Annotated in this window: 14 protein-coding genes and 1 pseudogene; 4 read left to right on the forward strand and 11 right to left on the reverse strand. The window is 68.8% G+C overall.

All coding sequences use genetic code 11. The features are described from left to right. The 5 genes and pseudogenes from ACZ44S_RS36405 to ACZ44S_RS36425 all read right to left on the reverse strand — a co-directional run. Nucleotides 1–383 (reverse strand): annotated as a pseudogene (locus tag ACZ44S_RS36405) (hypothetical protein); the annotation flags it as partial. A gap of 115 nt (nucleotides 384–498) precedes the next feature. Then, nucleotides 499–1,074: a hypothetical protein gene (locus ACZ44S_RS36410; protein WP_466937182.1), complete on the reverse strand. Its 576-nt coding sequence runs from the start codon at nucleotides 1,072–1,074 to the stop codon at nucleotides 499–501. A 19-nt stretch (nucleotides 1,075–1,093) separates the two neighbouring features. Next, nucleotides 1,094–2,263, reverse strand: a complete 1,170-nt coding sequence (locus ACZ44S_RS36415) for a cysteine desulfurase family protein (RefSeq protein ID WP_466937184.1) — start codon at nucleotides 2,261–2,263, stop codon at nucleotides 1,094–1,096. 68 nt (nucleotides 2,264–2,331) lie between these two features. Further along, complete coding sequence (locus tag ACZ44S_RS36420; RefSeq protein ID WP_466937186.1) at nucleotides 2,332–2,598, reverse strand: DUF4190 domain-containing protein; 267 nt, start codon at nucleotides 2,596–2,598, stop codon at nucleotides 2,332–2,334. 62 nt (nucleotides 2,599–2,660) lie between these two features. Next, on the reverse strand, nucleotides 2,661–2,828 hold the full coding sequence (locus ACZ44S_RS36425; RefSeq protein WP_466937188.1) for a hypothetical protein: 168 nt from the start codon (nucleotides 2,826–2,828) through the stop codon (nucleotides 2,661–2,663). 140 nt (nucleotides 2,829–2,968) lie between these two features. Between ACZ44S_RS36425 and ACZ44S_RS36430 the strand changes: the two genes are divergently transcribed. Next, on the forward strand, nucleotides 2,969–3,637 hold the full coding sequence (locus ACZ44S_RS36430; protein ID WP_466937190.1) for a TetR family transcriptional regulator: 669 nt from the start codon (nucleotides 2,969–2,971) through the stop codon (nucleotides 3,635–3,637). Nucleotides 3,638–3,764: 127 nt separating this feature from the next. On the opposite strand, the gene ACZ44S_RS36435 is transcribed toward ACZ44S_RS36430, so the two are convergent. Further along, nucleotides 3,765–4,625: a thioesterase family protein gene (locus tag ACZ44S_RS36435; RefSeq protein WP_466937192.1), complete on the reverse strand. Its 861-nt coding sequence runs from the start codon at nucleotides 4,623–4,625 to the stop codon at nucleotides 3,765–3,767. A 99-nt stretch (nucleotides 4,626–4,724) separates the two neighbouring features. On the opposite strand from ACZ44S_RS36435, the gene ACZ44S_RS36440 reads away from it, so the two are divergent. Continuing rightward, nucleotides 4,725–5,954 carry an alpha/beta hydrolase gene (locus tag ACZ44S_RS36440; RefSeq protein WP_466937262.1) on the forward strand — a complete coding sequence of 410 codons (1,230 nt, stop codon included), beginning with the start codon at nucleotides 4,725–4,727 and terminating at the stop codon, nucleotides 5,952–5,954. Here the strand turns inward: ACZ44S_RS36440 and ACZ44S_RS36445 are convergent. Continuing rightward, nucleotides 5,863–6,519, reverse strand: coding sequence for a trimeric intracellular cation channel family protein (locus tag ACZ44S_RS36445; protein ID WP_466937264.1), 657 nt, complete (start codon nucleotides 6,517–6,519; stop codon nucleotides 5,863–5,865). The genes ACZ44S_RS36440 and ACZ44S_RS36445 overlap by 92 nt on opposite strands. 399 nt (nucleotides 6,520–6,918) lie before the next feature. On the opposite strand from ACZ44S_RS36445, the gene ACZ44S_RS36450 reads away from it, so the two are divergent. Continuing rightward, nucleotides 6,919–7,359, forward strand: a complete 441-nt coding sequence (locus ACZ44S_RS36450; protein WP_466937194.1) for a hypothetical protein — start codon at nucleotides 6,919–6,921, stop codon at nucleotides 7,357–7,359. A 136-nt stretch (nucleotides 7,360–7,495) separates the two neighbouring features. Then, nucleotides 7,496–8,104: a hypothetical protein gene (locus ACZ44S_RS36455; protein WP_466937196.1), complete on the forward strand. Its 609-nt coding sequence runs from the start codon at nucleotides 7,496–7,498 to the stop codon at nucleotides 8,102–8,104. 102 nt (nucleotides 8,105–8,206) lie between these two features. Here the strand turns inward: ACZ44S_RS36455 and ACZ44S_RS36460 are convergent, their stop codons facing one another. Genes ACZ44S_RS36460 through ACZ44S_RS36475 form a run of 4 tightly spaced genes read right to left on the reverse strand, consistent with a single transcriptional unit; the run spans nucleotide 8,207 to nucleotide 12,427 of the window. Next, complete coding sequence (locus ACZ44S_RS36460; RefSeq protein ID WP_466937198.1) at nucleotides 8,207–9,457, reverse strand: ABC transporter ATP-binding protein; 1,251 nt, start codon at nucleotides 9,455–9,457, stop codon at nucleotides 8,207–8,209. Beyond that, complete coding sequence (locus ACZ44S_RS36465) at nucleotides 9,454–10,452, reverse strand: ABC transporter ATP-binding protein (protein WP_466937200.1); 999 nt, start codon at nucleotides 10,450–10,452, stop codon at nucleotides 9,454–9,456. The genes ACZ44S_RS36460 and ACZ44S_RS36465 overlap by 4 nt, the downstream gene beginning before the upstream one ends. A gap of 6 nt (nucleotides 10,453–10,458) precedes the next feature. Beyond that, the gene (locus ACZ44S_RS36470; RefSeq protein WP_466937202.1) at nucleotides 10,459–11,421 is read right to left on the reverse strand and encodes an ABC transporter permease; all 963 of its coding nucleotides are present in this window, start codon (nucleotides 11,419–11,421) and stop codon (nucleotides 10,459–10,461) included. Nucleotide 11,422: 1 nt separating this feature from the next. Continuing rightward, entirely contained in the window at nucleotides 11,423–12,427 is a 1,005-nt protein-coding gene (locus ACZ44S_RS36475) for an ABC transporter permease (protein ID WP_466937204.1), read from the reverse strand. Nucleotides 12,428–12,469: the final 42 nt, after the last annotated feature.

Here is a 12,469-nt window from a genome sequence, read left to right on the forward strand (position 1 = left end):
ACTACAGCGGCAGAAATATGACAGCCACACCCGATGCCCCCGGGTCTCCCGATCCTACGAATGACCGCGAGTAACCCACGAAGAAAGGTATGGAGGTATGTGGCCTTGAGCTGCTCGGGGGTGAATCCGGCCAGCAGCAGTCCGGCCAGCGGATCGCCGTCCTCCAGCCGGGCGTACGCGGCTTTCCTGCGGAGTGCGGGGGCGGTGTCCGATATCCAGGGACGCAGCGGGCGTATCGCGCTCAGCTTGTCCGACACCCCGAGTGCCGAGGCCCTGGTGAACGCCTCGTCGAGCTTGTCCCCCGTGCCGCCGCGGCCGTCGAGCAGTCTGGCCAGTTGCTCGAGGTCCTGCGGGTTCACCACTCTGTTCAGCTTGCCCGTCACGAAGTTCCTTCGGGGGGTCGGTGCCGGCTCTCCGCGACGAGGAGGCCGCACAGGCGCCCGAACACCGTACCGAGGGCACGGCGGGGGTTTGAGGGCAGGCGGGCCCGAGACGCCCCTAGAGCTCGCGGGCTCGCGTGAGGGCGTCGAGCAGGGCGGCGCGGTCGTGGGTGGCGATCAGCAGCAGCTCACCCTGCGCGTTCTCCACCACGATCTGGTCCATGCCCAGCGGCACCGACCATCCTCCGCCCACCATCCGAGGCGGCACGGCCGCACTGCTCCTCCGTCGCATCTCCGCGAGTTCCTCACCCGACCGTGCGGCCAGGGAGGCGGCGAACTCCGCGTCCGTGGGCTGTTCGGCGGCCTCCCGGAGCGACGCGGCCGTCAACGAGTCCACCGCGAGTGTCTCCCGCCCCACGGTCAACCGCCCGTCCCGGAGGCGGATCCGGTGGTACACGCGTTTGGAGAGGGGCACGGCGTTGAGGACCAGGGCGAGGAACGCCGCACCGCCGAGGACGACGAACCAGACGGTGCCGTCCTCGGGAAGCAGGACGGCGCCCTGGTGGGCGACCCAGACGGCGAGCAGCGTCACGGTCGCCGCGGTCCAGCGTTTCGGCAGCTTCTCCTCGTACACCACCGCCCGGCCGTACGGCTCCGCCGTCGGACCCGGTCCGGGGCCTTTCGCGCCCTCCACGCCCGCTCCCCTCGGCCGGTTACGTCAGGCCCGCCGCCCGGGCCCGTTCCACCGCGGGGCCGATGGCCTTGGCGAGGGCCTCGACGTCCGCCTCGGTGGAAGTGTGCCCCAGGGAGAAGCGGAGGGTGCCGCGGGCCAGGTCGGGATCCGTACCGGTGGCCAGGAGGACGTGGCTGGGCTGGGCGACGCCTGCGGTGCACGCGGAGCCGGTGGAGCACTCGATGCCCTGGGCGTCGAGGAGGAGCAGCAGGGAGTCGCCCTCGCAGCCGGGGAAGGTGAAGTGGGCGTTGGCCGGAAGCCGGCCCCCGGGCGCGGGGTCGCCGCCGAGGACGGCGTCCGGGACGGCTTCGCGGACCGCGGCGACCAGGTCGTCGCGCAACTGCCCGATCTCGCGGGCGAACCACTCCTGCTGTTCGGCGGCGAGCCGTCCGGCTGCCGCGAAGGAGGCGACGGCGGGGACGTCGAGGGTGCCGGAGCGGACATGGCGCTCCTGGCCGCCGCCGTGCAGCACGGGCACGGGGGTGTGCTCACGGCCCAGGACCAGCGCGCCGATTCCGTAGGGGCCGCCGATCTTGTGGCCGGACACGGTCATCGCGGCGAGCCCGGACGCGGCGAAGTCCACCGGGATCTGCCCGAACGCCTGGACCGCGTCGGAGTGCAGGGGGACGCCGAACTCGGCGGCCGCCTCGGCGAGTTCGCGGACCGGCAGGATGGTCCCGATCTCGTTGTTGGCCCACATGACCGTGGCGAGGGCGACGTCGTCCGGGTTGCGGGCGACGGCCTCGCGCAGGGCCTGAGGGTGGACCCGGCCGTGCGCGTCGACCGGCAGGTACTCGACGGTGGCGCCCTCGTGTTCGCCGAGCCAGTGGACGGCGTCGAGGACGGCGTGGTGCTCGACGGGGCTGGCGAGGACCCGGGTGCGGGCCGGGTCCGCGTCGCGGCGGGACCAGTACAGACCCTTCACGGCGAGGTTGTCGGCCTCCGTGCCGCCGGAGGTGAAGACGATCTCGCTGGGGCGGGCGCCGAGTGCTTCGGCGAGGGTTTCCCTGGCCTCCTCGACGGTGCGCCGGGCGCGGCGGCCGGCCGCGTGGAGGGAGGAGGCGTTGCCGGTGACGCCCAGGTGCGCGGTGAGCGCCTCGACCGCCTCGGGAAGCATCGGGGTGGTCGCGGCGTGGTCGAGGTAAGCCATGGTGGGGCCGATTCTACGGGGCTCCGCGCCCCGGCCCCGGGCCACGGTCGGCCGGGATGCGCGCGGACTCAGAAGCTCCAGGAGATCGTGCCGTCCGCCTGCATGAACGCCAGGAGGACGAGGAGGTCGGCGACGCCGAGCCCGAGCCCCAGGAGGGCGCGGCCGCGCCGGGCCGTGCCGCGCCACAGCGCGACCGCCGCCAGCGCGATGGCGGTCGGGCCGAGGAAGACGTTGAGGACGAGCAGGCCCAGCAGGCCCAGGACGAAGGACGCGACGGCCATCCCGTCGGCGTCATGGATTCCGGTGCGCCGGCCGGCCGGTGCGGTGAGGTGCATGGTGATCGGCTCCCACGGTCGGGGGTGTGCGGTGCGGGCGGAAGGTGCTGCTTGTGCGCGGGTCAGTGCACGGAGGTGCCGCGTCGGCGGCCGTGGCGCTCGCGCACGGCGAAGACGCCGAGCCAGACGGCGATGACGGCTCCGGCCGCGACGGAGAAGGACAGCGGCGCGTGGGCCACGGTGCCGAGGACGACGCCCAGCAGCAGGAGCGCGGCGACGAGGAACAGCATGAGTGGATCCCCCAGGTTCGGTGACCAGGTTCGGTGAACAGTTCGCGGTGAACGTTTACGGTTACACTTGTTCACTGACTTACCAGTCTAACGGGATCCATGACTTTTCAATTCCGGCGAACAGTTGTTAACTGCATGGTATGAGTCACATTCCCGGCGTCCGGCAGGCCCAGAAGGCGAAGACCCGGCAGGCACTGCTCGACGCGGCGCTGGAACTGCTCGAGGGGCAGAGCCTGAGCAGCCTGGGGCTGCGTGAGGTCACCCGGGCCGCGGGGATCGCGCCGACCGCCTTCTACCGCCACTTCCGGTCGATCGAGGATCTGGGCGTGGCGCTGGTCGAGGAGGCGCTGGGAAGCCTGCATCCGATGATCCGGACGACGGTGGCCACGACGGGGGACGGCGAGGAACGCATCGCGCGTGCGCTCGAGCTGATCGCCGGTCATGTGGACGCGTACCCGGCGCACGTCCGGTTCATCGCTCGTGAGCGGCATGGCGGGGTGCGGTCGGTGCGGGAGGCGATACACGGCCAACTGGGCCGGTTCACGGCGGAGGTCGGGGAGGCGTTGGCCAAGGATCCGGTGTCCGCGGGATGGAGCGAGGAGGATGTGCTGATGCTGGCGCAGCTCTATGTCGACCTGATGCTGGGGACTGCGTCGCTGCTTCTGGAGGCGCCGGCCGGGGAGGCGGGGGCACGGGATCGGGAGCGGGTGGCTCGGGTGGCCGCTCGGCAGATGCGGCTGGTCGGGATCGGGCGGGAGCACTGGCTTGGCCGGCCGGGTGGGGCGGGCGCGGCGGGTGGGGGTGCGTGAGCCCGGTTTTCGCCCCCGCCGCCCCTTCCCGTCCCGTCCCCGGGGGCTGTGCCCCCGGACCCCCCTTCGGCCCTGAACGGGCCTCGTCCTCGAACGCCGGACGGGCTGGGTCGAGCCGGCGGGCCGATTAGGCCAGCCGCACTCTCGCCAGTTGGCGGGACTGGGCGACCAGGCGGTCGTCGGTGTCCCAGACCTCGGCGTCCTCCTCCAGGAAGCCGCCGGCGAGGTTGCGGGTGGTGATCGAGACGCGCAGGGGGCCCGGGGCCGGGCGGGAGCGGACGTGGGCGGTCAGCTCCACCGTGGGGACCCAGCCGGAGATGCCCATCTCGAAGGCGGTCGGCGGCAGGGCGTCCACCGCGAGCAGCAGCGCCAGCGGGTCCGGGTCCCGGCCGTCGGCGAGACCGAACCAGGCCCGCATCTCCCCCTTGCCGGAGGGCCGTCCGAGAGCCCAGCCGAGGGTCGAGGGGTCGAGCTTGAGCATCAGCCGCTCGGTGATGGCGGAGCTGCCGTCGACGGGGGCGGGTCCGTCCTCGGGGCCGAAGCACTGCTCCATCGGCGGGATCGCGGGCGGCCGGGCCGTCGTACGGACGTCGGCGGGAAGGGAGTCCAGGTCGCCGTAGGACGCGAGCACGCGGATGCGCTCCACCTCGCCGCCCTGCTCGTCGAACTGGAACAGGGACGCCTGACCGGTCGACAGGGTCCGTCCGGTGCGCACGGTCTCGGTGCGGACGACCGCCGGGCCCGGCTGGGAGGCGGTCAGATAGTGCGCGGAGATGGTGAACGGGTCCGGGTGCGGCAGGGCGTCCGCGAGCGCACGGCCCACAGCGGCCAGCAGATAGCCGCCGTTGACGGCGTTGATGATCGTCCAGCCGGCGGAGAGGTCGATGTCGTAGACGCCGGGCGCCCGCCGGGTGAGGGCGGTGTCGCGGTCGAACTCGCTGGCGCCGATCGTGGCCCGGGTGGCCTGGGCGGAGGCTGCTTCTGGCATGGCTGAACAGTACAAGAAGATAATACTAAGCGGTAGCTTTGTGGGAAGTCGCCGCTGAGCACCGTGAACCCGGTGGGCTTTTCCACCCTCTATCCGGACATGAGCCTCACCGGGACCCCGTTCCTCTGCACCCTGGCCGTGCTGGCCGTCGTCGCCCTCGGACTGCCGCTCGTCCTGTGGACCCGGGTGCGCGGGCCCCGGGCCGCGCGGGCCGCCGCCCGGGTGACGATGCTGCTCTTCGCCCAGGTCACGGCGGTTGCCCTGGTCTTCACCCTGGTCAACAACGCCAACCAGCTCTACGACGACTGGTCCGACCTGCTGGCCACCGGGGACCACGTCGAGCAGGCCGCGGACCTCGGCGCCGACGGCACCGGCGGGATCGTGGTGGAGCGGCTGCCCAAAGTCCGTCAGACGTTCCGGCCCGCGGGCGGGCCGGGCATGCGGGCGGCGGGCGGGGTCCGGGTCACCGAACTGACGGGCCGGGTCTCGGGCGTGCGGGCCGAGGTGTACGTCTGGCTGCCGCCGCAGTACGACGACCCCGCCTGGCGGGACCACCGGTTCCCGGTGGTGGAGCTGCTGCAGGGCTACCCCGGTTCGGCGAAGGCCTGGTTCGGCACGCTGGACGCGCACGAGCAGCTGCTGCCGCTGATGCGCGACGGGCGGATCGCCCCCTTCGTCCTGGTGGCGCCGCGCACCGCGCTGCTGCCGGGAGCGGACACCGGCTGCGCCAACCTCCCCGGCAGGGTGAACGCCGAGAGCTGGCTGAGCATCGACGTACCGCGCATGGTCATGGACAACTTCCGCGTACAGAGCGCGCCCCGGGGATGGTCGGTCGCCGGGTACTCGGCCGGCGGGCACTGTGCGACCCGGCTCGCCGTCGCGCACCCCGACCGCTACCGCGCGGCGGTCAGTCTGTCCGGCTACAACGACCCCGCCGTCGAACGCGCCTCGCTCACCGGGCGCGACCCGGCGCTGCGCGCCGCGCACAATCCGCTCCGGATGCTGCGCGAGGCCGCGGCGCCGCCCCGGATCTCGCTCTATCTCTCGGGTCAGGAGCACGACGGCTACGAGGACGCCATGGCCCTCGGACGGGCCGCGAAGGCGCCGACGAACGTGCAGGTGGTGAAGCTGCCCCGGAGCGCCGGCGGACACACCATGGCGCTGTGGCGGCCGCAGGTGGTGCCGGCCTTCCGCTGGCTGACCGAGGAACTGGGCGGCCACCGCACGGCCGGCCGGACTACTCCTCCCGGACCGTCGAACGGCGGTGCCACGCACGGGGAGCCCGCCAGTGGTAGCGCATCGCGAGCAGCCGCAGGACGAAGGCCGTGACGGCGGCGAACGAGCTGGTCATCGGGTTCAGCGCGTCGTAGCGGATGCACAGGGCGACCATGGTGGCGCCGACGATGGCCGGGACGGCGTACAGGTCGCGGTCCCAGCGCAGCAGCGAGGGCACCTCGTTGGCGAGCACGTCGCGCAGCACACCGCCGCCGACCGCGGTGGCCAGGCCCAGGCAGGCGGAGGCGGTGAGGCCGAGTCCGTAGTCGTAGGCCTTGGTGGTGCCGACGACGCAGAAGAGGCCGAGGCCGGCCGCGTCGAAGACGTTGACGGCCGCCTGGATGCGCTCCACGTGCGGGTGCAGGAAGAACACCAGGACCGTGGCGATGAGGGGCGTGAGGAAGTAGCCCAGGTCCGTGAAGGCGGCGGGCGGCACCGCGCCGATCACCAGGTCGCGGAAGAGCCCTCCGCCCAGGGCGGTGACCTCGGCGAGTACGGCGATGCCGAACACGTCGAAGTTCTTGCGGACGGCCAGCAGTGCGCCCGAGATCGCGAAGACGAAGATGCCGATCAGGTCGAGCGTGTGCAGGACGGACGGACTGAACAGTTGCTGAAGCACCCGTACATTCTCACCCAGCACGTATCGCTCACCTTACAAAGCGAGGTCAGGGTCCCCGCGAGCCTGTCATGTCCAGCGGGCTCCACGGACCCCTATCGCCCTTTCCGACCTCGCCCCCGCTCAGCCTGCGCGGCTCAGTGATGGATCGACGCACTCGGAGCACGGAAATAAATAGGAGTCTACAATTCCACTTTCATCCGAACCTCAGATGTTCCTCAGAAGGAGAAGAACAGCTGTACAGCGAGTGAATCCGGGTGCATGATCGTGCCATCCCCGAGGGGGAAGAAACACTGCCGAGAGGGCACCCGCGAGTTGGCCACCAGAAATCCGATCCGGGGCATTTCGGAGCGGCACTCACGGATGGACCCAAGAGCTTCGAACAATGACCAAGGAGAAGCTGTGGCCACATCACTCACTCGAATAACGGCCTGTGCGACCGCCACCTTGACCAGCGTGCTACTCCTGGCGGGTTCCGCCGAGGCCGCTGCTACGCCCAAGTGGAAATGCGAGGGCGGGTCCAGCGCCAGCTCGAAGGACGCGGGCGGCAGAGATGTCCGCGTCCGAGTTGCCTCCACCAATGGATACGGGTATGCGGAGGCGCGCTTCATCGCGCACGGCGAACACATCTACTTCGACAACTACGCAGGCGAGAACGGCCGCCCGTTCTGGATGGAAATGGAGATGGCCGGTTCCACGTGGAAGTACAAGTGGAACCTCGGCGTCGGGTACGGGCTCCATCACTCCTACAACGGGTCTTTCCCTGAGGGTGAAAAGGTCAGCGCCATGCTGTCCACCTACATCGGGACCGGGAAGACCTGCATCTACTACGGTCGCACGTGACAGCACGGGAGCGGGGTGCCGTCCGGAAACATTCCGCCGATGGCACCCTGCTCCCGCGCATGCGGCGAAGCACTAGGACCTGAATCCGCTACGGAACCGAGCTCCCCGTGACGAGACGCCTGGATTGAGTATGCAAATGATCAGAAAGACATTCGTGATGATTCTGCTGCTTACTGCGGGAACTTCTGGGTGTACCGAACCGAAAAGCGCTGCTGACGGGCAGCAAGCGTGTAAAGGTGCGGCCTACGAATGGGAACATAAGACCCGCTGGGTTCCGGTTGTGTTGGATCAGGCGCGCATCATCTCCCACGGCGATGAATTGAAGATCACCGGCGAGCCATATCAACCGTGGTCCTCGGCCATTGAACTCTCCCAGGACACGGAAGCTCCGAGCGGGGTTCTCAAGGAACTGAGCCGCGAGCTCGACAAGCCACTCGCAGACGTGGGAAAGAGCACCACATCCGAGGCAATGCCGATGACCACAGAGTTCACGGGCGACAAAGCGCAGGCAGTGTACTTCCAGGGCGTCGAGCGGATAGACGCCACATTCACCCTGACCTGCGCGGGTCAAGACCGTTCGATCACGGGAAAAGTAACAACATGGAACACCGGTTCCAATTCTTTCGGCACTGTCGACTGCCTCAAGCCGCTGAGCGCCAACCCGAACGACCCTCTCGCCAGGGTCGCGGCAGCCACACGGTGTCCGAAAGACAGCGTGTTGGCCAAGGAAACAACCGCAAACTGATTCAACAGGCCGCTCAGGAGCGCTGACGGTCACTCCATGGGACCGCATCACGAGTGGAGCGCCGGGCTCTTTGTCCGGCGCTCCACTGTGTCGTGCAGTCCGTCAGTCGGTTTTGTCCGAAGACGGGCCGGAGGCATGTGGCTGCGCGGTATCGGCGTCCTTCACCGCTGCGTCGGCTGTCCGGACGCTTGGGGCCTCGACCGCTGTAGGCACCTTCTCCTTCACCGCCTCGGGGTCCGGCTTGGTCGTCGAGTCGGCCGGCAGCAGGGCGGCGGAGCCCTCCCCGTCCCCCTCGGGCTGCTCCACCACCGCCACGTCGGTCTCCGTGACGGCCCCGATGTCCGTCGGCCGGGTCAGCCGCAACTCCCCCGACTCGATCTCGGCGGCGTAGTGGCAGGCCACCTTGTGCCCGTCACCCGCGTCGACGAGCGCCGGACGCTCGGTCGCGCACTTCGGCTGGGCCCACGGACAGCGGGTGTGGAACCTGCACCCCGTCGGCGGATTCGCGGGGGACGGCAGGTCGCCCTGGAGCAGAATGCGCTCACGCCGGTCCTCGGCCTCGGGGTCAGGCAGGGGCACCGCCGACATGAGGGCCTTGGTGTACGGGTGCTTGGGGCCGGCGTACAAGGCGTCGCTGGGCGCCTCCTCCACCAGGGAGCCGAGGTACATGACTCCGATGACGTCCGAGATGTGCCGCACCACCGCCAGGTCGTGGGCGATGACGAGATAGGTCAGCCCCAGTGACTCCTGCAACTCTTCCAGCAGATTGATCACCTGCGCCTGCACGGACACGTCGAGTGCCGACACCGGCTCGTCGCAGATGATCACGTCGGGTTCCAGGACCAGTGCCCGCGCGATGCCGATGCGCTGGCGCTGACCCCCGGAGAACTCGTGCGGGTAGCGGGAGAGCGCGTTCACGGGAAGGCCGACCTTGGCGAGGACCTCCTTGATCTTCTCCCGCCGTTCCTCCTGGTTCGCCCCGATCCCGTGCGCGGCCATGCCCTCGCTGAGAATCGACTCGATGTTCTGTCGCGGGTTCAGACTGCCCAGCGGGTCCTGGAAGACCATCTGGAGACGCCGGCGGAACCGGCGCATCTCCTCCTCCGGCAGCTTCGCCAGATCGGTCCCGTCGAAGACGACTTCACCGTCGGTGATGTCGACCAGTCGCAGCACGCCACGGCCCAGCGTGGTCTTGCCACAGCCGGACTCGCCCACGAGCCCGTACGTCTGACCGGCTTCGACCTTGAGCGACACGCCGTCGACAGCGTAGACGTGGCCGACCGTACGGTCGAACAGCACGCCCTTCTTGACCGGAAAGTGGACCTTCACGTCCTCGAGTTCGAGCAGGCTCATGCCGAGACCTCCGCCTTGGACTTGGGAAGGACCGGGTTGACGCACCGGACCCGGTGTCCAGCGGCGCGGGGTTCGGTCAGTTCGGGCGTGCCGGTCAGGCACTCCATCGTGTAGCGGTCACAGCGCGGCGCGAAGGCACAACCGTCCGCCCAGGCGATTCGGTCGTTGATCGAGCCGCGGATCGGGCTGAGCGGTTCCCCTCGCGGCGCATCGAGCCGCGGGATGGAACCGAGCAACCCGTGGGCATACGGGTGAGTCGGGTAGGTGAACAGGTCCCACCGGCCGGCGGATTCCACGGCCCGGCCGGCGTACAGCACATTGACCTGATCGCACAGGCCGGCCACCACGCCGAGATCGTGGGTGATCATCAGCAGGGCGGTCCCCTCCTGGTCGACCAGTTCCTTGAGGAGCTCCAGGATCTGGGCCTGAATGGTGACGTCGAGTGCGGTGGTCGGCTCATCCGCGATAAGCATCCGGGGCGCGCACGCCACAGCCATCGCGATCAGCGCACGCTGGCGCATACCGCCGGACATCTGGTGCGGGTACTCCTTGAGCCGCCGGGTCGGGTCGGGGATGCCGACCCGGTCCAGCAGGTGGGCGGCCTCCTTGCGAGCGGCCTCTCCCTTCACGCCGCGGTGGCGCTGAAGGATCTCGGTGATCTGAACACCGATGGGCACGACCGGGTTCAGCGAAGACAGCGGGTCCTGGAAGATCATCGCGAGCTGACTGCCGCGTATGTCCCGGCGCTCCTGCGGGGACATGGTGAGCAGGTCCTGGCCGTCGAAGACGGCCCGGCCGCCGACCCGGACGCCCTTGGCGGGCAGGAGCCCCATCAGGGCGAGCGAGGTCACGGACTTGCCGCAGCCGGACTCACCGACGAGGCCCACAACTTGACCTTCGTCGACATCGAAGGAGACACCGTCGACCGCGATCGAGTCCTTGCGGCCCTTTGCAGTGAAAGTGACGCTGAGTTCGTCGACTGAGAGTAGTGCCATGGAATTTCAGCCTCGCAGTTTCGGGTCGAGCGCTTCGCGCATGGCCTCGCCGAGCAGGGTGAAGCCGAGGGCGGTGATGATGATTCCGACTGCGGGGTAAACCGCCATCATCGGCTCATTGTCGAAGAACCGCTGGGCCTGGGCGAGCATGACGCCCCACTCCGGGATCGCCGGGTCGGGGTTGCCGAGGCCGAGGTAGGACAGGGCCGCTGCTTCGATGATCGCGGTGGCCAGGGACAGCGTCGCCTGGACGATGACCGGGCTGAGCGAGTTCGGCAGGATCTGGGTGAGGACGATCCGCCTCTTGCGGAGGCCGAGCGCCTTGGCCGCCAGAACGTAGTCCGAACCTCCCTGCACCAGCATCGACCCACGCAGCAGGCGTGCGAAGATCGGAATCTGCACGACACCGACAGCGATCATCACGGTGGTCAGCGACTGTCCCATCACGGCGGCGACCGACACCGCCAGGAGCAGCGACGGAAGCGACAGCATGACGTCGGTGAAACGCATGATGACCGTGTCGACACGCTGTCCCGCACGTCCGCCGAGCGTCGCGGCGGCGCCCGAGCAGACGCCGATGACGGCACCCACGACGAGGCCGATGAGCATCGACACGACACCGACGAGCAGGGTCTGACGAGCCCCGACGAGCCATCGGCTGAAAAGGTCGCGTCCCAGGTGGTCCAGGCCGAACCAGTTCCCGCTTCGCATGCCGACGAATTCACCGCGGTTGGGGAACACATCACCGCGCCAGGTCTGAGCGGTGGGTGCGTATGGGGCGATCCACGGTCCGATGAGCGCGACGACGACGAACAGAGCGATGATCACCGCGCCGATGACGGCCATCTTGCTCGCCCGGAGCCGGCGCATCGCCTCACGCCACAGGCTGGCACCACTGGTGACCTCGGTGGTCTGCATCAGCTCCGCGAGCCGGTCGATCTTGTCGGCCTTCTTGGTCACAGTCGTCACGTCAGTGCACCCGCACTCTCGGGTCGATGATGCTGTACGCGATGTCGACCAGAAGGTTGATGAGGACGTAGACCATCGCGATGAAGAGAATGAACCCGACGAGCACTGGGTAGTCACGGCCATCGATCGCCGTGCGAATGAAGGAGCCGATGCCGCCGAAGTCGAACACGGACTCGGTGAGCACCGCGCCGGACAAGAGGCTGCCGGTCAGCAGACCGACGGCCGTGATCACCGGAAGCAGCGCGTTGCGCAGCACATGGCGGCCACGTACCACACGCTTCTCGAGCCCCTTGGACTCGGCGGTACGCACGTAATCCTCACCCAGCACTTCCAGCACACTCGCTCTGGTCATGCGGACGATCACGGCGAGAGGGATGGAAGCCAGTGCGACAGCGGGCAGGATCAGATGCCAGATGGCGTCCCAGCTCGCGTCGAACTCGCCGGTCAGCAAACCGTCGAGAACCGCGAACCCGGTCACCTCGGTCGCGTTGATACCGGTGGTGAGTCGGCCCGAACTCGGGAACATGCCCAACTGAACGGAGAAGACCGACCTCAGCAGGATGGCGAGGAAGAACACCGGTATGCAGATGCCGACGAGCGACGTGGACACCGAGGCCACGTCGATCCAGCCACCGCGGCGCTTGGCCGCCAGGTATCCGAGCGGGATGCCGATGAGCACAGCGATGAGGATCGCGGCGATGCTGAGTTCCACTGTCGCCGGGAACCGCAGGGTGAACTCGTCCCACACCGGCTGTCCGGTCTGAGTGGAGGTTCCCAGGTCGAGTTCGAAGATGCGCTTGAGAAAGCGCCAGTACTGAACGTAGACGGGCTGGTCCAGCCCGAGCGCACGGTTGATGCGCGCCACTTCGGCCGCAGTGGCCTTCTCCCCCAGGATCGCTGAGGCGGGTCCACCGGGCAGCCGGTCGAGCCAGAGGAAGAGCAGAACCGACAGACCGAGCAGCGTGGGTATGAGCTGGAGCAGTCTTCGTACGACGAGACGCAGCACCCCGCATGCCCCTTTCTTGCGTGGTTTCTTACATGAATGGAC

The sequence above is a fragment of the Streptomyces malachitofuscus genome, assembly GCF_055571035.1.